This is a genomic window from Burkholderia sp. 8Y, from assembly GCF_902506145.1.
Lineage (GTDB): Bacteria > Pseudomonadota > Gammaproteobacteria > Burkholderiales > Burkholderiaceae > Caballeronia.
Map to the genome: position 1 here is coordinate 2,504,536 of NZ_LR733520.1, position 20,845 is coordinate 2,525,380.

The following is a 20,845-nucleotide window of genomic DNA, read 5'->3' on the forward strand; positions in this document are numbered from 1 at the left end:
CATGGTTCGGCAGACGCCTGCGGATCATTCGAATGCACCGGTATCAGGAATGCGTTCGGTTCTTCTTGCGCGTCGTTGAGCGTTACCGGCGGATCCGAACCCGCATAGGGTCGGCACGATTGATCCAGTCGACAAACGGCGCGTTCGGCAACACGACGATGACCGCCCGATTAGCAACGATGCGTGTTTAGTTCGACATGTCGGCGTTGGTCGCGCTCGGGTTCTGATGAAGGCGCGACTGCGGTCGCCGCCTTAAACCGTCGCCGAGTGCTCGGCCATCATGTGCAGCGCGACGGCCTCGGCGACTTCGATGCCGTCGATCGCCGCCGAATAGATGCCGCCTGCGTAGCCCGCGCCCTCTCCCGCAGGATACAGGCCCTCGACATTCACACTCTGATAGTCTTCCTTCCGACGCACGCGCAGGGGCGATGACGTGCGCGTCTCGACGCCAGTCAGCACGGCGTCGTGCATGGCGAAGCCGGGGAGTTTCTTGTCGATTGCGGGCAACGCTTCGCGGATCGCTTCGATCACGTAATCGGGCAGCGCCGTGCTCAGATCGGTCGGCTTGACGCCCGGCTTATACGACGGAATCACGGAACCGAGCGACGTCGACGCACGGCCCGCGATGAAATCGCCAACGAGCTGTGCAGGCGCGCAGTAGTCGCCGCCGCCCAGTTCGAACGCCCGCTCTTCCCACCTGCGCTGAAACGCGATGCCCGCCAGCGGGCCGCCGGGAAAATCCTCCGGCGTGATTCCAACGACGATGCCCGCGTTCGCGTTTCGCTCCGCCCGCGAGTACTGGCTCATGCCGTTCGTGACGACGCGCCCCGGCTCCGATGTCGCCGCGACGACCGTTCCGCCCGGACACATGCAGAAGCTGTAGACGGCGCGTCCGTTGCTGCAGTGATGAACCACTTTGTAGTCCGCAGCGCCGAGGCGCTCGTGCCCGGCAAACTTGCCGAAGCGGCTCCTGTCGATCACGCCTTGCGGATGTTCGATGCGAAAACCAAGCGAGAACGGCTTGGCTTCCATGAAGACGCCGCGCTTGTGCAGCATCTCGAAGGTGTCGCGTGCGCTGTGGCCGACGGCCAGCACGACGTGGTCACAACGCAGGGCTTCACCGTTCGACAGGCGCACACCGCGCACTTTGCCGTTATCGATATCGATATCTTCGACGCGCTGCTGAAACCGCACTTCGCCGCCGAGCTGATGAATCGTCGCGCGCATCTTTTCGACCATGCTGACGAGTCGGAATGTGCCGATATGCGGGCGGCTCAGAAAGAGAATGTCCTCCGGCGCGCCCGCTTTGACGAATTCGTCCAGGACTTTTCGGCCGTAGTGCTTCGGATCCTTGATCTGGCTATACAGCTTGCCATCCGAGAACGTACCGGCACCGCCCTCTCCGAACTGGACGTTCGATTCCGGCTGCAGTTCCTTGCGCCGCCAGAGTCCCCACGTGTCTTTCGTCCGTTCGCGCACGGCCTTTCCGCGTTCGAGGATGATCGGCCGAAAACCCATCTGCGCGAGGATAAGACCCGCGAAGAGCCCGCACGGCCCCATGCCGATGACGACCGGTCGCAGCATCGTGGACCGCTCGGGCGCTCGGGTCACGAAGTGGTAAGCCATGTCCGGCGTGATGCCGCAATGCGGGTGCGGGCGCGCCTTGAGCCGCTCGAGCGCGGACGCTTCGTCTTTCACCGTGACATCGATGATGTATGTGAGCTTGATGTCGGCGCGCTTGCGAGCATCGTGCGCCCGACGAAAGACGTGGAAATCAACGAGTTCATCCGCCGCGACACCGATCTCAGCCAGACGCGCGATGACGGCGGGCTTGATAGCCGAATCGGGGTGATCCAGCGGGAGCTTGATTTCGCTTAAACGTAGCATGAGAACTCGATGGCAACGACGGTGCGGAGTAACGATGGGGAATTTTAGCGCGCCAGCTTCTGTCCGCTTCGCGAGTTGTCTGGTGCTCGGTTGACGGAACGGAAACGCAAAAACCCCACCTTTGAGGGGTGGGGTTTTTGTTTGTGGCATGAGGAGCCTGACGATTACCTACTTTCACACGGGCAATCCGCACTATCATCGGCGTGGAGTCGTTTCACGGTCCTGTTCGGGATGGGAAGGGGTGGGACCGACTCGCTATGGTCATCAGGCATGAGGGGCTGTTGTGTCGTCTGGGGACGGCACAACCAATCGGGGAAGAAGTAGTGTGTTGGGGTGGCGATTGTCGCACACGNGGCATGAGGAGCCTGACGATTACCTACTTTCACACGGGCAATCCGCACTATCATCGGCGTGGAGTCGTTTCACGGTCCTGTTCGGGATGGGAAGGGGTGGGACCGACTCGCTATGGTCATCAGGCATGAGGGGATGTTGTGTCGTCTGGGGACGGCACAACCAATCGGGGAAGAAGTAGTGTGTTGGGGTGGCGATTGTCGCACACGCTGTTACTCAACCGGTGTGGCCCCCTGCGGGGGTTGCATTGAGTAAGCGCTAAAGCGCCAACTCACTGCGAAACACACTGGTTATAGGATCAAGCCTTACGGGCAATTAGTATCAGTTAGCTCAATGCATTACTGCACTTACACACCTGACCTATCAACGTCCTGGTCTGGAACGACCCTTCAAGGGGCTCGAAGCCCCGGGGATATCTCATCTTAAGGCGAGTTTCCCGCTTAGATGCTTTCAGCGGTTATCTCTTCCGAACATAGCTACCCGGCGATGCCACTGGCGTGACAACCGGTACACCAGAGGTTCGTCCACTCCGGTCCTCTCGTACTAGGAGCAGCCCCCTTCAAATATCCAACGCCCACGGCAGATAGGGACCAAACTGTCTCACGACGTTTTAAACCCAGCTCACGTACCTCTTTAAATGGCGAACAGCCATACCCTTGGGACCGGCTACAGCCCCAGGATGAGATGAGCCGACATCGAGGTGCCAAACACCGCCGTCGATATGAACTCTTGGGCGGTATCAGCCTGTTATCCCCAGAGTACCTTTTATCCGTTGAGCGATGGCCCTTCCATACAGAACCACCGGATCACTATGACCTGCTTTCGCACCTGCTCGACTTGTCGGTCTCGCAGTTAAGCACGCTTATGCCATTGCACTATCAGCACGATTTCCGACCGTACCTAGCGTACCTTCGTACTCCTCCGTTACGCTTTGGGAGGAGACCGCCCCAGTCAAACTGCCTACCATGCACTGTCCCCGATCCGGATCACGGACCAAGGTTAGAACCTCAAACAAACCAGGGTGGTATTTCAAGGACGGCTCCACCGAAACTAGCGTTCCGGTTTCATAGCCTCCCACCTATCCTACACAGATCGGTTCAAAGTCCAATGCAAAGCTACAGTAAAGGTTCATGGGGTCTTTCCGTCTAGCCGCGGGGAGATTGCATCATCACAAACACTTCAACTTCGCTGAGTCTCGGGAGGAGACAGTGTGGCCATCGTTACGCCATTCGTGCAGGTCGGAACTTACCCGACAAGGAATTTCGCTACCTTAGGACCGTTATAGTTACGGCCGCCGTTTACCGGGACTTCAATCAAGAGCTTGCACCCCATCATTTAATCTTCCGGCACCGGGCAGGCGTCACACCCTATACGTCCACTTTCGTGTTTGCAGAGTGCTGTGTTTTTATTAAACAGTCGCAGCCACCAGTTTATTGCAACCTCGTCACCCTCCTGGCGCAGGCCAGTCAAGCTACAGAGGCGTACCTTATCCCGAAGTTACGGTACCAATTTGCCGAGTTCCTTCTCCCGAGTTCTCTCAAGCGCCTTAGAATACTCATCTCGCCCACCTGTGTCGGTTTGCGGTACGGTCATCGTTAGACTGAAGCTTAGAGGCTTTTCTTGGAACCACTTCCAATTGCTTCGCGACCGAAGTCGCTCGCGCCACACCCTTGAATTACGTGCCCGGATTTGCCTAAGCACCTTCTCCAATGCAGCGACCGGGACGTCCAACACCCGGACAACCTTCCGCGATCCGTCCCCCCATCGCATCTAACAATGGTGCAGGAATATTGACCTGCTTCCCATCAGCTACGCATTTCTGCCTCGCCTTAGGGGCCGACTCACCCTACGCCGATGAACGTTGCGTAGGAAACCTTGGGCTTACGGCGAGGGGGCTTTTCACCCCCTTTATCGCTACTCATGTCAGCATTCGCACTTCCGATACCTCCAGCACGCTTTTCAACGCACCTTCGCAGGCTTACGGAACGCTCTCCTACCATGCGTGTCAAACACGCATCCGCAGCTTCGGTGACTGGCTTGAGCCCCGTTACATCTTCCGCGCAGGACGACTCGATCAGTGAGCTATTACGCTTTCTTTAAAGGGTGGCTGCTTCTAAGCCAACCTCCTGACTGTTTTAGCCTTCCCACTTCGTTTCCCACTTAGCCAATCTTTGGGACCTTAGCTGGCGGTCTGGGTTGTTTCCCTCTTGACACCGGACGTTAGCACCCGATGTCTGTCTCCCGTGATTGCACTCTTCGGTATTCGGAGTTTGCTATGGCGTAGTAATCCGCAATGGACCCCACAACCATGACAGTGCTCTACCCCCGAAGGTGATACACGAGGCACTACCTAAATAGTTTTCGGAGAGAACCAGCTATTTCCAAGTTTGTTTAGCCTTTCACCCCTATCCACAGCTCATCCCCTAACTTTTCAACGTTAGTGGGTTCGGTCCTCCAGTACGTGTTACCGCACCTTCAACCTGGCCATGGATAGATCACTTGGTTTCGGGTCTACGCCCAGCAACTGATCGCCCTGTTCGGACTCGCTTTCGCTACGCCTGCCTTAATCAGTTAAGCTCGCTACTGAACGTAAGTCGCTGACCCATTATACAAAAGGTACGCCGTCACCCGTTTCCAGGCTCCGACTGTTTGTATGCATGCGGTTTCAGGATCTATTTCACTCCCCTCCCGGGGTTCTTTTCGCCTTTCCCTCACGGTACTGGTTCACTATCGGTCGATCACGAGTATTTAGCCTTGGAGGATGGTCCCCCCATCTTCAGACAGGATTTCACGTGTCCCGCCCTACTTGTCGTACCCCTAGTTCTTTCATACTGTTTTCGCTTACAGGGCTATCACCTGCTATGGCCGCACTTTCCAGAGCGTTCAGCTAACAATACAAATAAAGAGTACAGGCTCTTCCCATTTCGCTCGCCACTACTTTGGGAATCTCGGTTGATTTCTTTTCCTGCGGTTACTTAGATGTTTCAGTTCACCGCGTTCGCTTCGCTAGACCTATGGATTCAGTCTAGGATGACCCATACGGGCCGGGTTTCCCCATTCGGACATCTTCGGATCAATGCTCGTTTGCCAGCTCCCCGAAGCTTTTCGCAGGCTACCGCGTCCTTCATCGCCTGTGATCGCCAAGGCATCCACCACATGCACTTGTTCGCTTGACCCTATAACGAGTGTGTCTCGCGACACCTCTGTCATAGGCTGAGTATTCGCGTTGTGCCGTATTCCAAGTCATCGTTAAGATCACTTTTCATACTTGATACAATCACTACCCTGACTACCCTACTCACACCCATCTCTAAGTGCTTTCAGATAATCTCTTTACTACTTCTTCCTGATTGTTAAAGAACGTTTAGCCGATTGGGTGACTTCAATACCCAACAGCATCAACTGGCTATAGTCGCCAATGCACAGCACTCATTGGAGCGCTGTGCATTGAGGACTTGGTGGAGGATGACGGGATCGAACCGACGACCCCCTGCTTGCAAAGCAGGTGCTCTCCCAGCTGAGCTAATCCCCCGCGTCCATTTGACCCGGCCCTCTTCGAGGGTGGGGCCTTCGTAAGCGCTAAAGCGCTAACGACCGCCGACATGGTGGGTCTGGTTGGATTCGAACCAACGACCCCCGCCTTATCAAGACGGTGCTCTAACCGACTGAGCTACAGACCCTTAGCCTGTCTTAAACCACAGCCGATAAGCGTGAGCACTTGACAGTGTTCGTGCGAAGCTCGAGAAAGGAGGTGATCCAGCCGCACCTTCCGATACGGCTACCTTGTTACGACTTCACCCCAGTCATGAATCCCACCGTGGTAAGCGCCCTCCTTACGGTTAGGCTACCTACTTCTGGTGAAACCCACTCCCATGGTGTGACGGGCGGTGTGTACAAGACCCGGGAACGTATTCACCGCGGCATGCTGATCCGCGATTACTAGCGATTCCAGCTTCACGCAGTCGAGTTGCAGACTGCGATCCGGACTACGATCGGTTTTCTGGGATTGGCTCCACCTCGCGGCTTGGCAACCCTCTGTTCCGACCATTGTATGACGTGTGAAGCCCTACCCATAAGGGCCATGAGGACTTGACGTCATCCCCACCTTCCTCCGGTTTGTCACCGGCAGTCTCCTTAGAGTGCTCTTGCGTAGCAACTAAGGACAAGGGTTGCGCTCGTTGCGGGACTTAACCCAACATCTCACGACACGAGCTGACGACAGCCATGCAGCACCTGTGCGCCGGTTCTCTTTCGAGCACGTCCACCTCTCAGCAGACTTCCGACCATGTCAAGGGTAGGTAAGGTTTTTCGCGTTGCATCGAATTAATCCACATCATCCACCGCTTGTGCGGGTCCCCGTCAATTCCTTTGAGTTTTAATCTTGCGACCGTACTCCCCAGGCGGTCAACTTCACGCGTTAGCTACGTTACTAAGGAAATGAATCCCCAACAACTAGTTGACATCGTTTAGGGCGTGGACTACCAGGGTATCTAATCCTGTTTGCTCCCCACGCTTTCGTGCATGAGCGTCAGTGTTGGCCCAGGAGGCTGCCTTCGCCATCGGTATTCCTCCACATCTCTACGCATTTCACTGCTACACGTGGAATTCTACCTCCCTCTGCCACACTCAAAGCCTGCCAGTCACCAATGCAGTTCCCAGGTTAAGCCCGGGGATTTCACATCGGTCTTAACAGACCGCCTGCGCACGCTTTACGCCCAGTAATTCCGATTAACGCTCGCACCCTACGTATTACCGCGGCTGCTGGCACGTAGTTAGCCGGTGCTTATTCTTCCGGTACCGTCATCCCACCACCATATTAGGGCGGCGGTTTTCTTTCCGGACAAAAGTGCTTTACAACCCGAAGGCCTTCTTCACACACGCGGCATTGCTGGATCAGGGTTGCCCCCATTGTCCAAAATTCCCCACTGCTGCCTCCCGTAGGAGTCTGGGCCGTGTCTCAGTCCCAGTGTGGCTGGTCGTCCTCTCAGACCAGCTACAGATCGTCGCCTTGGTAGGCCTTTACCCCACCAACTAGCTAATCTGCCATCGGCCGCCCCTGCAGCGCGAGGTCCGAAGATCCCCCGCTTTCCTCCGTAGATCGTATGCGGTATTAATCCGGCTTTCGCCGGGCTATCCCCCACTACAGGACACGTTCCGATGTATTACTCACCCGTTCGCCACTCGCCACCAGGGTTGCCCCCGTGCTGCCGTTCGACTTGCATGTGTAAGGCATGCCGCCAGCGTTCAATCTGAGCCAGGATCAAACTCTTCAGTTCAATGCCTGTTACTGTTTTCGGTTCCGTTAGAAACCGGTCGCTCACTCAACGTACTGACGATGATTAATCCATCCTAAGACAGATAAACCTTCCTCTGATACTTCGTGTGAGACTCTTGATTACTTTTGCTTTTGCCGCAGCGCCTAAGCACCGCAACCGCACTCGCCATCAAGCGCCCACACTTATCGGCTGTTAGTTTTTAAAGAGCAATCCGCCAAGACTTCCTGCTTCGCCGCACCGAGCATCTCGCTCAGCACCGCTTCGTCTTGCGTCGCTGCATCAGCAGCAGAGAAACGAGATTATGCACGTCGTTTCGGTCAGTGTCAACAAGTTTTTGAAACTACTTTCTCACTTACCTTTCGGCCCGACCGGCGAACCAATCGGCTCACTTAAAGCAAACGGGTCATGCGGACATCGCATGACCCGTCGACGCTAACTTGGTGCCGGCTGCAGGACTCGAACCCGCCACCTGATGATTACAAATCAACTGCTCTACCAGATGAGCTAAGCCGGCGAAGGACGAGATTCTACTTCATTTAACGACTTTCAGGTGCGACCGACCTGCCGCTTTCGAAGCGTCATCATCCGACAAGCCCGACGGCGTTTCATCGCGCGATGAAGCTGCCGCGGCGCCAGTCTGATCTTCCGCCTGCGACTCGATATGACGCGCTTCCCGTTCGACGGACCGGGGCGCAGCGGACGCACTCGGCGGCTCGCTCGCAGAATGCGACGACGGCTCCACGGGGAACGCCATGCCCTGCCCGTTCTCTCGTGCGTAGATAGCGAGCACGTTGGCGACCTGAACCTCGATCTTGTGCGACTTTCCGGAGAACCGCGCGCTGAACTCGATCCATTCGTTACCCATCTGCAACTGGCTTGTCGCCTCGAAGCTGATGTTCAGCACGATCTCGTCATTGCGCACGAACTGGCGCGGCACGCGCGTCGCGCCGTCGACCCGCACGGCGATGTGCGGCGTGAAACCGTTATCCGTGCACCACTCGTACAGCGCGCGCAGCAGATAGGGCTTGGTGGAAATTTCTTGCATCAACTTTCCTCTGCCGGAGCACGGTCGCGCGAACTCGCAGCCGCCGCGCCCCGTTCTCGCAAACTATCGACGCATCACCTTTTCGGAAGGCGTGAGCGCTTCAATATAAGCCGGGCGGCTGAAAATGCGCTCGGCATACTTCATCAGCGGCGCGGCGTTCTTCGACAGCTCGATGCCATAGTGATCCAGACGCCACAAGAGCGGCGCGATGGCGACGTCGAGCATCGAAAACTCCTCGCCCAGCATGTACTTGTTCTTCAGGAAAATCGGCGCGAGCTGCGTGAGGCGGTCGCGGATCGCGCTGCGCGCCTTCTCGTGGTTCTTCTCGGCCGCCTTGCCCTTCTCGTTCTCGAGCGTGCCGACGTGCACGAAGAGTTCCTTCTCGAAGTTCAACAGGAACAGACGCGCACGCGCGCGCTGAACCGGATCAGCCGGCATCAGCTGCGGATGCGGGAAACGCTCGTCGATGTACTCGTTGATGATGTTCGATTCATACAGGATGAGGTCGCGCTCGACGAGGATCGGCACCTGGCCGTACGGGTTCATCACCGCGATGTCTTCCGGCTTGTTGAACAGATCGACGTCGCGGATCTCGAAATCCATGCCCTTTTCGAACAACACCAGCCGGCAGCGCTGGGAGAACGGGCAAGTAGTGCCGGAATACAGAACCATCATGTTTTTTAAGTCCCTTCAGTAAACTCGAAGGGCCGGCCGCGGCGAATCCCTCCCGGGAGCGCCGCGCCGACCCACGCCGTCGATGGCGTGCTATTTGATATCTCGCCAGTATGCCGCGTTCAGGCGCCATGCGAGGAAGCTCAGGAGCGCCAGGAACAGCAAGACCCAGACGCCGAGGCGCTTGCGAGTCTGCTGGGCGGGTTCGGACATCCACGAAAGGTACGAAACCAGATCGGCCACAGCTGAATCATAATCCACGTTCGACATGGTGCCAGGCGTCACCTGAGTGTAACCCACGAATCTTTTTGCCTTTTCGCCGGTTTTCTCGTCGGTTTCCGTCTCGAACCGTGCGTCGCGGATGCCTTGCAGCGTCCACAACACATGCGGCATTCCCACGTTCTCGAACACGCGATTGTTCCAGCCCGTCGGCCGGGTGGGATCGCGATAGAAACTGCGCAAGTACGTATAGAGCCAGTCTTTGCCGCGCGCCCGCGCCTCCACCGACAAATCCGGCGGCGACGCGCCGAACCACGCTTTGGCGTCGTCGGGGCGCATCGCGATGCTCATGGTGTTGCCGATCTTGTCCGTCGAGAACAGCAGGTTGTCCTGAATCTGCTTCTGAGTGAGGCCGAGATCCGTCAGACGGTTGTAGCGCATCAGGGTCGCACTATGGCAGTTCAGGCAGTAGTTTACAAAGATTTGGGCGCCATGCTGCAAAGACGCGAAATTGTCCGCGTTATCGGGCGCACGGTCCAGCACCGCTTCTTCTTGGGCGTGTGCCGGCGCCGCGCCGAACGCAAACATCGCCGCGCCGATTATCGCGAGAGTCGAGAGCCATTTTTTCATCGTGTCGTCTCCGGACGGGCGCTCAGTGGAGTTTGTAGTTCACTCGCTCGGGCGGCGTCTTGAATCTGCCGCGCGGCGTCCAGAAAGGCATTCCGAGGAAAAACGCGAAATAGACGAGCGCGCAGACCTGCGCGATCAGCGTCGCAGCTGGCGATGGCGGCCGCGTTCCCAGGAAGCCGAGTACCAGGAACGCAAAAACGAAGATCGCGTAAAAGACTTTGTGGAACAGCGGCCGATAGCGGATGGACTTCACCGGGCTACGATCCAGCCACGGCAAGAAAAACAGCGAGACGACCGCCGTGCCCATGACGACCACGCCCCAAAACTTCGATTCGGTCAGCGCCATGAACACGATTACCACGAGCGCGAGCACCGGCAGCCCAATGCGCCATTTCCCGCGCGCGCGCAGGAGCGCGAACAGCCCGAGCAGCGCGATCACGATCATCAGCACGATCTTGAACGGGTCGGTCGTCGCGCGCAGCATCGCGTAGAACGCCGTGAAGTACCAGACAGGCGCAATCTCCGACGGCGTTTGCAGCGGATTGGCCGGCACGAAGTTGTTCGCTTCGAGGAAATAACCGCCCATTTCCGGCGCGAAGAAAATGATGGCCGCGAAAATCAGCAGAAACACGCACACGCCCATGAAGTCGTGCACCGAGTAATACGGATGAAACGGAATACCGTCGAGCGGAATGCCGTTCGCGTCCTTTTTCGCCTTGATTTCGATACCGTCCGGATTGTTCGATCCCACTTCGTGCAGCGCGACGAGATGCGCGACCACGAGCCCGATCAACACCAACGGAATCGCGACGACATGGAACGCAAAGAAGCGATTCAGCGTGACATCGGACACCACATAATCGCCGCGAATCCACAGCGACAAATCCGGCCCGATGAACGGAATCGCGGAAAACAGATTCACGATCACCTGCGCGCCCCAGAACGACATTTGCCCCCAGGGCAGCAGATAGCCGAAGAAAGCTTCCGCCATCAGGCACAGGAAAATGGCGCAGCCGAAAATCCATACAAGTTCGCGCGGCTTGCGATACGACCCATACATCAGGCTGCGGAACATATGCAGATAAACGACGACGAAAAACATCGACGCGCCCGTGGAATGCATATACCGAATCAGCCAGCCCCACGGCACTTCGCGCATGATGTATTCGACCGATGCGAACGCCAGCGTCGCATCGGGCTTGTAATTCATGACGAGAAAAATGCCCGTGACAATCTGAATGACCAGCACGAGCATTGAAAGCGAGCCGAAGAAGTACCAGAAATTGAAGTTTTTCGGCGCGTAGTATTCGGAGACGTGCTTCTTCCAGGTGGAAGTCAGTGGAAAACGTCGATCTATCCAGGCTGTCAGGCCCGTCGTTTCGACATCCTTGTCTGCGGTCGCCATTTACGCCTCTCCCTTTTCGTCCTTGCCGATCACGAGTTGCGTCGCGGAAGTGAACATGTACCGAGGCACGTCCAGATTTTGCGGCGCGGGCTTGTTCTTGAAGACGCGGCCCGCCAGATCGTAGGTCGAGCCGTGGCACGGGCAGAGAAAGCCGCCGGGCCAATTATCGGGAAGATTGGGTTGCGCACCTTCTGTAAAGCGCGGCGTGGGCGTGCAGCCCAGGTGCGTGCAGACGGCGACCGCCACCAGAATGTTCTTGTGATCGGCGCGGGAGCGATACTCGTTGTTGCAGTATTCCGGCAACGGCATCGAGAACTCCATCTTGGACTTCGGATCGGCCACTTCGTTGTCGGCCTTTTTCACGTCCGAGAGCATTTCGTCCGTGCGATTGAGAATCCAAACCGGCTTGCCGCGCCAGGCGACTGTCATCATCTCGCCGGGTTTCAGTCCGCTGATATCGACCTCGACGGGCGCGCCCGCCGCCTTGGCCTTCTCCGAAGGCGCGAACGAACCAACAAAGGGAACCAGCGTTGCCACACCTCCGACACCACCCGCCACGGTCGTCGTAATCAGCCAGGTACGGCGGCCGCCATCGACGCGCTTACCGTCTTTGTCTCGCATCACACGCCCCACTTCTGAGTTGGATTTATACCGTCACATCAGTGTTCCGCCGCTAGTGTGCGCGAATGGAGTTGGCATTTACAAGGCCCGTTCGGGGAAAATTACCCGAAATTAACGGACCTTCCGGGTTTTCCCCACGTTTTCGCGCGTTCGCGTGAAGCATTCTTTCATGGCGACAGCTGTCACGGAAAGAAAAAACACCGCCGTCCGTCTTCACACCGGATTATCGATATCGATGAACACGTGCTCGATGTCGAACTGTTCCGCTAAGTGCGCGCCGACTGCCTGCACGCCATATCGCTCGGTCGCGTGATGCCCCGCCGCGATATACGCGACGCCCGATTCGGCGGCGATATGCATCGTCTGTTCGGACACTTCGCCGCTCACATAAACGTCGGCGCCGGCGTCGATCGCCTGTTCGAAATAGCCCTGCGCGCCGCCGGTGCACCACGCGATGCGCCGCAGTTCGCGGTCGGCGTCGCCGAAGACGAGCGGCTTGCGGCCAAGCGCGTTCTCGACCGTGGCGGTGAAATGCTCGAGCGAAAGCGGCATGGCGAGCGGCGCGACCCAGCCGAGATCCTGATCGCCGAAACGGCCGTCGGCAATGAGGCCGAGCCGCGCGCCGATCTGCGCGTTGTTGCCCAGTTCCGGATGCGCGTCGAGCGGAAGGTGATAGGCGAAGAGACTGATGTCGTTGGCCATCAGCGTGCGCAGCCGCCGATGCTTGCGCCCGGTGATCTGCGGCGCCTCGTTGCGCCAGAAGTAGCCATGATGGACGAGCACCGCGTCCGCGCCCCATTCGAGCGCGGCTTCCAGGAAGGCAAGCGAAGCCGTCACGCCGGTCGCGATTTTCTGAACGCGGCGCGTGCCTTCCACCTGTAGGCCGTTCGGGCAATAGTCCTTGAAGCGGCCAATTTCCAGCAGGTTGTTCAGATACAATTCGAGTTCGATCCGATCCATGAAATCCTCTATCCCTTCAAATGCTTAGACGCTTCTGGCTGTTTTTTGCCCAAGCGGTCACCGTGCTTTTGGCTCTGATGTTCATCATCGCGACCCTGAAACCGCAGTGGCTTCAACGTCAGGGCCAATTCGGCAAGCAACTCGCCGAGCCGATCGTCGCGTTACAGGAAGTGGCGCCGAGCATCGGCTCGCGTCCGCTTCAGTCGTCGTATGCGGACGGCGCGCAAAAGGCGATGCCCGCGGTGGTGAACGTGTTCTCCAGCAAGGACGGCAATCTGCCGGCGGACCCGCGCGCCAAAGACCCGCTTTTCCGCTACTTCTTCGGCGACAAGAACAGGCGCAAGAGTGACGAGCCTCCCGCGTCGAATCTCGGGTCAGGCGTCATCGTCAGCTCGGAAGGTTACATTCTAACGAACCAGCACGTCGTGGACGGCGCGGACCAGATCGAAGTCGCGCTCGCGGACGGTCGCACGTCGAGCGCGAAAGTGATCGGCGTCGATCCCGAAACGGACCTCGCCGTGCTGAAGATCGCCATGACGAATCTGCCGAGCATCACGCTCGGACGGATGGACCAGACGCACGTCGGCGATGTCGTGTTGGCGATCGGCAATCCGTTCGGCGTCGGCCAGACGGTGACCATGGGCATCGTGAGCGCGCTCGGGCGCAATCACCTGGGCATCAACACATTCGAGAACTTCATTCAGACCGACGCGGCCATCAATCCCGGCAATTCGGGCGGGGCGCTCGTTGACGTGAACGGCAATCTGCTCGGCATCAACACGGCGATCTATTCGCGCAGCGGCGGCTCGCTCGGCATCGGCTTCGCCATTCCGGTGTCGACCGCGCGCAGCGTGCTGGAAAGCATCATCACGACGGGCACGGTGACGCGCGGCTGGATCGGCGTCGAGCCGCAGGACGTGACGCCGGAAATCGCGGAGTCGTTCGGGCTGGATCAGAAATCCGGCGCGATCGTCGCGGGCGTGCTGCAAGGCGGCCCGGCGGACAAGGCAGGCATCAAGCCGGGCGACATTCTCGTCAGCATCAACGACGACACGATTACCGACACCACGCGCTTGCTGAACGTGGTCGCCCAGATCAAGCCGGGCACGTCGGTGAAGGTGCATCTGATGCGCAAGAACAAGGAAATGGACGTGAGCGTGATGATCGGCAAACGGCCGGCGCAGCCTCGCGCGCCGCAAATGCCGGACGAAGATCAGGGCGATCAAGGCGACCAGAGCGACGAATAACAAGTGGCGCGCTCGAAGAAAAAGGCAGCCTCGGACTACCGGGGCTGCCTTTTTTCAATGCCGACACGCGCGTTCGTTCTGACCGACGCTGCGACAATCAGCCGCAGCTACTTCACCGCGACTTCCTCGCTTTTGATCGCTTCCTTCCCGACGACGAGCCGCGCTGCGATGATCCCCGCCTCGTACAGCACGATGAGCGGAATCGCAAGGATGAGCTGCGAGAAGACATCGGGCGGCGTCACGACCGCCGAGATGACGAACGCGCCGACAATCACGTAGGGCCGGATCTGCTTGAGCTTCGGCACCGACACCACGCCCATGCGCGCGAGCAGCACGACGACGATCGGTACTTCAAACGTCACGCCGAACGCGAGGAACATCGTGAGCACGAAGCTCAGGTAATTGTCGATGTCGGTCGTCATCTCCGCGCCGAGCGGCGCGTTGTAATGCGCCATTACGCGGAAAATGGTCGGGAACACGACGAAATACGCGAACGCCATGCCGCAGAGAAAGAGCGCGTAGCTGCTCGACACCAGCGGCGCGACCAGCTTCTTTTCATGCTGATACAGCCCCGGCGCGACGAAAGCCCAGATTTGATACAGCACGAACGGCAACGCGATGACGAAGGCGACCAGCATCGTCACTTTCATCGGCACGAAGAACGAGCCCGTGACGTCGGTGACGATCATCTTGCCGTCGCGCGGCAGGTTCTGCATCAGCGGACGCGCAAGCAGCTTGAAGATATCCGGCGCCCAGTACACCAGCGCGACGAATACGACGATGACCGACGCCCCCGCGCGGATGATGCGATCGCGCAGTTCCACCAGATGCGAAATGAACGTCTCTTCGACGGGCTCGTCTTTATTCAGTTGCGGGTCGCTCACGCCGGCCCTCGGTTTGGATCATCGATGGAAGAAATGCAGCCGTATCAGAAGAATTTCGTCGGACGGCGCAAGCTTGCAGGCGTATGGCGGGCAACGCGGGCTGCGCCCGACTGCACGCGCGTGCGGCGCGCGGTGGTGCGCTTGTACCAGTTTGGAACCGCCGTCTGCTTGACGCGCCAGTTCTTGCGCCTGGCCGGCGCGAAGGTCGAGTTCACCCAAGGCTTGTCGGAGGCGCCGTCCGCATCCGCTGGCGACGCCGAAGCGCCTCCCGCGATGCTCGGCTCGATCGACGTGCCTTCCTTCCACGCTTCGTTCAGCTCGGATTCGTGGCGTCGCAGATTGTCGTGAATCGTCGATTCGACGTTCGACGCCGCCGTCTCGAACTGCGTGCGCATCTTTTTCAGTTCGTCGAGTTCCATCTCGCGCGCCACCTCGGACTTCACGTCGTTGATGTAACGCTGAGCGCGCCCGAAGAGCGCGCCCGCCGTGCGCGCGACGCCGGGCAAACGCTCCGGCCCGAGCACCACCAGCGCGACGACGCCGATGAGCGCCATTTTGGTCAGACCGAGATCGAGCATTGAAGGAGTTGTGAAGGGTTACGTTCGCCCGTTCGCTTAGCGGTAATCGCCCGAACGCGTCTTGTCCTTCGCTTCCACGTCCACCGTGTCGCGCGGCAGTTGTTCGCGCTTATCCGTCGACGCGGGATTGTCTTCCTCGCGCATGCCTTCCTTGAAGCCGCGGACCGCGCCGCCCAGATCGCCACCGATATTGCGCAGTTTCTTCGTGCCGAAGACGAGCGCCACGATCAGCAGAACGATCAACCAATGCCAAATGCTTAACGAACCCATGAATGAAAACTCTCCCTTATTCCGCCGCAAAGCCGTTCCGCGACGGAAGGCTGGCCTGCAGCTCGAGCCGAAGCAATGCCGCCTCGGCTATCAGTATCGATTTTGCGCGCCCAATATGGCATTGGAAAGCAAAACGCCGATGAAACCGGCGTCAGCCCATCCGCCGCCACGGACGCGCCCCAGCCAGAAGATGCGCATGAATGTGATACACCTCCTGCCCGCCGCCTGGCCCGGTATTGATGACCGTCCGAAAACCGGTGTCCCCACCCGTGTAGGAAACGCCCAAATCTTTCGCGAGACGGCCAACGAGACTTACCATTCTACCAAGCAGCGGCGCATCGCTTTCGGAACAGTCCGAAAGCGTCTCGATGTGCCGGCGCGGAATCACGAGCACATGAACCGGCGCGGCCGGGTTGATGTCGTTGAATGCGACGAATTCGTCGTCCTCGTAGACCTTCGTGCTCGGAATCTGCCCGGAGGCAATCTTGCAGAAAATGCAGTTGTCTTGGCTCATGAATGTGCATACTCCGTTGCCAGGCATCGCCGCTAGAACCACGTCTGCGGGTCGATCGGTTTGTTTTCGTAGAGAAACAGCCAGCCCTTGATGACGCGATAAAGCGTCCAGATGCCGACTGCCGACAGAATGAGAAAGCCGACGCCCACGAACAGCAGCGCGACGCCGATCAGATGGCCGAGCACCGCCCACCAGAACGTGCGGATCTGCCAGGAAAAGTGCGCCTGATACGGCGTGCCCACGGTATCGCCGCGCTTCAGATAATTGATGATGATCGCGACGAGCACGGTGAGCCCGCCCGTCAGCCAATACAGCGCGTACAGCGCATAAAGGATGTGCGTGAGCGTGCGCAGGCTGCGCAGCCGCTCGTCTTCCGCCGGCGTCTGATACATAGGCGGCGGGTACGGTCCGTCAAGCCCGGCCATGCTTGCCTCCTCCGCTTGCGCGAGAAAGTGGGCGAACGCCTCGTCAGCCGCCGTTCTGCTCGCGCTCGCGCGATTTGCGCAGCGCCTTCTCCTCGATTCCCGACAAACCTTCGCGCCGTTCAAGCTCGGCGACGACGTCGGCGGGACTCAAGTCAAAATGCGACAGCATCACGAGACAATGAAACCACAAATCGGCGACCTCGCCGACGAGCGCCTTGGGCGCGCCGCCGTGCCGCGCATCCTTCGCGGCGAGCACGACTTCGGTCGCTTCCTCGCCGATCTTCTTCAGGATGGCATCGTCACCTTTATGAAAGAGTCGCGAAACGTAAGATTGTTCCGGATCGCCGCCCTTTCGGCTGTCGATGACGGCGGCAAGGCGAAGCAGCGTGTCCAGCGTGGTGTCTTGCGTCATTTGTAAATGCTTTCTGGATCTTTCAGGACCGGCTCGACGGCGATCCACTCGCCGCTCTCGGCCGTTCCTTCGAATTTTTGGAAGAAGCAGGAATGGCGGCCGGTGTGGCACGCGATGCCCGACACCTGCTCGACCTTGAGCAGCACCACGTCTTCGTCGCAATCGAGCCGCACTTCATGCACGTGCTGAACGTGCCCCGATTCCTCGCCCTTGAACCACAGGCGCTGTCGCGAGCGCGAGAAATACACGGCGCGCTTCAGTTCGATGGTCTTCGCCAGTGCCTCGCGGTTCATCCACGCGAACATCAGCACATCGTTTGTGGATGCTTCCTGCGCGATAACCGGCACGAGACCGTTCGCGTCCCACTTCACTTTGTCGAGCCAGGTCGTCGGATCGCTCACGAGTCAGATCCTCACCGAAATGCCCTGATCGGCCATGAAACGCTTGGCTTCGCCGACCGTGTGTTCGCCGTAGTGGAAGATGCTCGCGGCGAGCACCGCGTCCGCGCGACCTTCGACGATGCCGTCCGCCAGATGCTTCAGCGACCCGACGCCGCCCGAGGCGATCACCGGCACGGGCACCGCATCCGACACGGCGCGCGTCAGCGCCAGATCGAAGCCGGCTTTCGTGCCGTCGCGATCCATGCTGGTGAGCAGGATTTCGCCGGCGCCGAGCTCGGCCATCTTGCGCGCCCATTCAATCGCGTCGATGCCGGTCGCCTTGCGGCCGCCGTGTGTGAACACTTCCCAGCGCGCGGGCTCGCCCTCGGCCGACACGCGCTTCGCGTCGATGGCGACGACGATGCACTGCGAGCCGTGCTTGTCCGACGCGTCGCGCACGAGTTGCGGATTCGCCACCGCCGACGAGTTCATGCTGATCTTGTCCGCGCCCGCGTTCAACAGCCGCCGGACGTCCTCGACCGCGCGCACGCCGCCGCCGACCGTGAGCGGTATGAAGACCTGCGAGGCGACCGCCTCGATGATCGGCAGAATGAGATCGCGCTGGTCGGACGTCGCGGTGATGTCGAGGAACGTGAGTTCGTCGGCGCCCTGATCGTCGTAACGTCGGGCGATCTCGACGGGATCGCCCGCGTCGCGCAATTCGACGAAGTTGACGCCTTTGACGACACGCCCAGCGGTCACGTCGAGACAGGGAATGATGCGTTTTGCGAGAGCCATGTTCTAGCTACTGCCGGTTCGGTACTGTATGAGGGCGGCCAACGCCGCCCGGCGCGCTTCGATGTGCTCGCGCGAGCGGCCGGGAATGCGGGCTCAGGCGTCGTCCGCTTCGCGCAGCGCGTCGGCGCGGGTTTGCGCCGCCTTGAAATCGAGGTCGCCCGAATAGATCGCGCGGCCGCAGATCACGCCTTCGATGCCTTCGCCCTCGACTTCGCAAAGCGATTCGATGTCCGCCATGTTCGACAAGCCGCCGCTCGCGATCACCGGAATCTTGACGGCTTGCGCAAGCCGCACCGTCGCGCCGATGTTGATGCCCTGAAGCATGCCGTCGCGGCCGATGTCGGTGTAGATGATCGACTCGCAGCCGTAGTCCTCGAACTTGCGGCCGAGATCCACCACTTCGTGACCGGTCAGCTTGCTCCAGCCGTCGGTGGCCACCTTGCCGTCCTTCGCGTCCAGTCCGACGATGATGTGTCCGCCGAACGCGCTGCACGCGTCCTGCAGGAAGCCCGGGTTCTTCACCGCCGCCGTGCCGATGATCACGTACGAAAGGCCGTCGTCCAGATAGCGTTCGATGGTGTTCAGGTCGCGGATGCCGCCGCCGAGCTGCACCGGAATTTCGCTGCCCACTTCTTCGATGATCGCGCGAATGGCGTCGCCATTCTTCGGCTTGCCCGCGAACGCGCCGTTCAGATCGACAAGGTGCAGCCTGCGCGCGCCTTTGTCGACCCAATGCCGGGCCATCGCCGCCGGATCTTCTGAAAAAATGGTCGCCTGGTCCATATCGCCTTGCTTCAGGCGCACGCAGTGACCGTCTTTGAGATCGATGGCCGGAATGAGCAGCATAGGTATCGCTATTTTCTGGGTGAAAGTGATTGAAACGGCCGCGCGGGCCGTCTCGCTAGTGTAGTACAAGTCGTGCCGCACTCAATCGCACGCGGGCGGGGCCGGCAGGCCAGCGTGCGGCGCCGCTCACGGGTTCCAGTGAACGAAATTGCGATACAGCCGAAGGCCCGCGTCGGCGCTCTTTTCCGGGTGAAACTGCGTGGCGAAGAGGTTGTCGCGGGCGACCGCCGAGGTGAACGGATCGCCATAAACGGTTTCGCCCGATGTGTGCGCCGGGTTCTCCGGCACGACGTGATAGCTGTGCACGAAGTAGAAAAACGCGCCGTCCGCGATGCCGTCCCAGATCGGATGCGCCTGCGTCTGACGCACGCGGTTCCAGCCCATCTGCGGCACCTTGAAGCGCGAGCCGTCGTCCTGCAGACGCCCTTCGAGCTGAAAACGCACGACTTTGCCCGGGAACAGACCGAGGCCGCGCGTGTCGCCTTCTTCGCTCCAGTCGAAGAGCATCTGCTCACCGACGCACACGCCGAGCATGGGCTTTTCGCGCGACGCCTGCATCACGGCTTCCTGCAAGCCCGACTGCCCGAGATGCGCCATGCAGTCGCGCATCGCGCCCTGACCCGGCAGCACGATGCGATCGGCCGCGTGAATGGCCTGCGGCTGATCGACGATCGCCACGTCCGCGTCGGGCGCGGCCTTCTTCAGCGCCTGATACACCGAGCGCAGGTTGCCCATTCCGTAATCAACAATCGCAATCGAAGTTTTCATTTCAAAGTAGGCAACAGGGCCTTTAACCCGTCGACGATGAATTCCACCGACAGCGCGGACAACATCAATCCCATGAGACGCGTGCCGATATTGATTCCGGTGCGCCCGACCCAGCGTGCGATCGGCTCGGCCAGATTCAGCGCGCCGAAGCACAGCGCCGCGATAATCGCGCCCAGCAGGACAAGCCCGAAGCGGTCGTACCAGTGCTGCGCATTTGCAGCATAGACGATCACCGTGCTGATCGATCCCGGTCCGGTGAGCAGCGGAATCGCGAGCGGCACGACGGCAATGCTGTGACGCTCTTCCGCTTCCATGCGCTCTTCGGGCGTGGAGCGCGCGTTGCCGACTTGCGCGTTCAGCATGCTGATCGCCATGAGCAGCATGATGATGCCGCCGCCCACTTCGAACGATCCGACCGAAATGCCGAAGAACGCGATGATCTGCTGCCCGAGCAACGCCGTCACCGCGATCACGCAGAACACCGAAATACACGCGACGCGGATGGTGTTGCGCTTCTCCACGTCGGATTGCTGCGAGGTGAGGCTCAGAAAAAACGGTATGGCGCCGATCGGATTGATCAGCGCGAGCAACGATATGAACGACTTGAAAAGATCCATCGTGAATGGCCAGCCGAGTTGAACGCTTCCTTGCGCCGAA

At 59.4% G+C, this 20,845-nt stretch carries 19 protein-coding genes, 3 tRNA genes and 4 rRNA genes; 1 reads left to right on the forward strand and 25 read right to left on the reverse strand.

Going from position 1 to position 20,845, the window contains the following annotated elements; genetic code table 11:
• Window positions 1–252: 252 nt before the first annotated feature.
• The 14 genes from GV035_RS22290 to GV035_RS22355 form a co-directional block, all read right to left on the reverse strand.
• On the reverse strand, window positions 253–1,887 hold the full coding sequence (locus tag GV035_RS22290; RefSeq protein ID WP_159837104.1) for an NAD(P)/FAD-dependent oxidoreductase: 1,635 nt from the start codon (window positions 1,885–1,887) through the stop codon (window positions 253–255).
• A gap of 155 nt (window positions 1,888–2,042) precedes the next feature.
• Window positions 2,043–2,156: ribosomal RNA gene (gene rrf, locus GV035_RS22295) — 5S ribosomal RNA — on the reverse strand.
• A 94-nt stretch (window positions 2,157–2,250) separates the two neighbouring features.
• A 5S ribosomal RNA gene (rrf, locus tag GV035_RS22300) occupies window positions 2,251–2,364 on the reverse strand.
• Window positions 2,365–2,532: 168 nt separating this feature from the next.
• A 23S ribosomal RNA gene (locus tag GV035_RS22305) occupies window positions 2,533–5,414 on the reverse strand.
• Window positions 5,415–5,694: 280 nt separating this feature from the next.
• Window positions 5,695–5,770: transfer RNA gene (locus GV035_RS22310), tRNA-Ala, on the reverse strand.
• 71 nt (window positions 5,771–5,841) lie between these two features.
• Window positions 5,842–5,918 (reverse strand) — tRNA-Ile (locus tag GV035_RS22315).
• 64 nt (window positions 5,919–5,982) lie between these two features.
• A 16S ribosomal RNA gene (locus GV035_RS22320) occupies window positions 5,983–7,514 on the reverse strand.
• Together the 16S, 23S and 5S rRNA genes with 3 tRNA genes alongside form the textbook arrangement of a ribosomal RNA operon.
• A gap of 438 nt (window positions 7,515–7,952) precedes the next feature.
• Window positions 7,953–8,028, reverse strand: a tRNA-Thr gene (locus GV035_RS22325).
• An 18-nt stretch (window positions 8,029–8,046) separates the two neighbouring features.
• The gene (locus GV035_RS22330) at window positions 8,047–8,559 is read right to left on the reverse strand and encodes a ClpXP protease specificity-enhancing factor (protein ID WP_159837105.1); all 513 of its coding nucleotides are present in this window, start codon (window positions 8,557–8,559) and stop codon (window positions 8,047–8,049) included.
• A 63-nt stretch (window positions 8,560–8,622) separates the two neighbouring features.
• On the reverse strand, window positions 8,623–9,234 hold the full coding sequence (locus GV035_RS22335) for a glutathione S-transferase N-terminal domain-containing protein (RefSeq protein ID WP_008344155.1): 612 nt from the start codon (window positions 9,232–9,234) through the stop codon (window positions 8,623–8,625).
• 90 nt (window positions 9,235–9,324) lie between these two features.
• Window positions 9,325–10,080 carry a cytochrome c1 gene (locus tag GV035_RS22340; protein ID WP_159837106.1) on the reverse strand — a complete coding sequence of 252 codons (756 nt, stop codon included), beginning with the start codon at window positions 10,078–10,080 and terminating at the stop codon, window positions 9,325–9,327.
• Between the two features lie 22 nt (window positions 10,081–10,102).
• Entirely contained in the window at window positions 10,103–11,485 is a 1,383-nt protein-coding gene (locus GV035_RS22345; protein ID WP_159837107.1) for a cytochrome b, read from the reverse strand.
• Entirely contained in the window at window positions 11,486–12,106 is a 621-nt protein-coding gene (petA, locus tag GV035_RS22350; protein WP_159837108.1) for a ubiquinol-cytochrome c reductase iron-sulfur subunit, read from the reverse strand. It lies immediately after the preceding gene.
• Between the two features lie 213 nt (window positions 12,107–12,319).
• Complete coding sequence (locus GV035_RS22355; protein WP_159837109.1) at window positions 12,320–13,066, reverse strand: Nif3-like dinuclear metal center hexameric protein; 747 nt, start codon at window positions 13,064–13,066, stop codon at window positions 12,320–12,322.
• Window positions 13,067–13,086: 20 nt separating this feature from the next.
• Between GV035_RS22355 and GV035_RS22360 the strand changes: the two genes are divergently transcribed.
• Window positions 13,087–14,313 (forward strand): S1C family serine protease, encoded by a 1,227-nt coding sequence (locus GV035_RS22360; protein ID WP_159837110.1) that lies wholly within the window; start codon window positions 13,087–13,089, stop codon window positions 14,311–14,313.
• Between the two features lie 107 nt (window positions 14,314–14,420).
• On the opposite strand, the gene tatC is transcribed toward GV035_RS22360, so the two are convergent.
• The 11 genes from tatC to GV035_RS22415 form a co-directional block, all read right to left on the reverse strand.
• On the reverse strand, window positions 14,421–15,197 hold the full coding sequence (gene tatC / locus GV035_RS22365) for a twin-arginine translocase subunit TatC (protein WP_159837111.1): 777 nt from the start codon (window positions 15,195–15,197) through the stop codon (window positions 14,421–14,423).
• Between the two features lie 44 nt (window positions 15,198–15,241).
• On the reverse strand, window positions 15,242–15,775 hold the full coding sequence (gene tatB / locus GV035_RS22370; RefSeq protein ID WP_159837112.1) for a Sec-independent protein translocase protein TatB: 534 nt from the start codon (window positions 15,773–15,775) through the stop codon (window positions 15,242–15,244).
• A 36-nt stretch (window positions 15,776–15,811) separates the two neighbouring features.
• Window positions 15,812–16,045 carry a Sec-independent protein translocase subunit TatA gene (gene tatA, locus GV035_RS22375; RefSeq protein WP_159837113.1) on the reverse strand — a complete coding sequence of 78 codons (234 nt, stop codon included), beginning with the start codon at window positions 16,043–16,045 and terminating at the stop codon, window positions 15,812–15,814.
• Between the two features lie 151 nt (window positions 16,046–16,196).
• Window positions 16,197–16,559, reverse strand: coding sequence for a histidine triad nucleotide-binding protein (locus tag GV035_RS22380; protein ID WP_159837114.1), 363 nt, complete (start codon window positions 16,557–16,559; stop codon window positions 16,197–16,199).
• A gap of 32 nt (window positions 16,560–16,591) precedes the next feature.
• The gene (locus GV035_RS22385) at window positions 16,592–16,984 is read right to left on the reverse strand and encodes a DUF4870 family protein (protein ID WP_159837115.1); all 393 of its coding nucleotides are present in this window, start codon (window positions 16,982–16,984) and stop codon (window positions 16,592–16,594) included.
• 43 nt (window positions 16,985–17,027) lie between these two features.
• Window positions 17,028–17,396, reverse strand: coding sequence for a phosphoribosyl-ATP diphosphatase (locus tag GV035_RS22390; RefSeq protein WP_159837116.1), 369 nt, complete (start codon window positions 17,394–17,396; stop codon window positions 17,028–17,030).
• On the reverse strand, window positions 17,393–17,797 hold the full coding sequence (gene hisI / locus GV035_RS22395) for a phosphoribosyl-AMP cyclohydrolase (protein ID WP_159837117.1): 405 nt from the start codon (window positions 17,795–17,797) through the stop codon (window positions 17,393–17,395). The genes GV035_RS22390 and hisI overlap by 4 nt, the downstream gene beginning before the upstream one ends.
• Before the next feature lie 3 nt (window positions 17,798–17,800).
• Window positions 17,801–18,574 (reverse strand): imidazole glycerol phosphate synthase subunit HisF, encoded by a 774-nt coding sequence (hisF, locus tag GV035_RS22400; protein WP_159837118.1) that lies wholly within the window; start codon window positions 18,572–18,574, stop codon window positions 17,801–17,803.
• A gap of 93 nt (window positions 18,575–18,667) precedes the next feature.
• Window positions 18,668–19,420 carry a 1-(5-phosphoribosyl)-5-[(5-phosphoribosylamino)methylideneamino]imidazole-4-carboxamide isomerase gene (gene hisA / locus GV035_RS22405; protein ID WP_159837119.1) on the reverse strand — a complete coding sequence of 251 codons (753 nt, stop codon included), beginning with the start codon at window positions 19,418–19,420 and terminating at the stop codon, window positions 18,668–18,670.
• A 126-nt stretch (window positions 19,421–19,546) separates the two neighbouring features.
• Window positions 19,547–20,188: an imidazole glycerol phosphate synthase subunit HisH gene (gene hisH, locus GV035_RS22410; RefSeq protein ID WP_159837120.1), complete on the reverse strand. Its 642-nt coding sequence runs from the start codon at window positions 20,186–20,188 to the stop codon at window positions 19,547–19,549.
• Window positions 20,185–20,805: a YchE family NAAT transporter gene (locus tag GV035_RS22415; protein ID WP_159837121.1), complete on the reverse strand. Its 621-nt coding sequence runs from the start codon at window positions 20,803–20,805 to the stop codon at window positions 20,185–20,187. The genes hisH and GV035_RS22415 overlap by 4 nt, the downstream gene beginning before the upstream one ends.
• Window positions 20,806–20,845 lie beyond the last annotated feature (40 nt).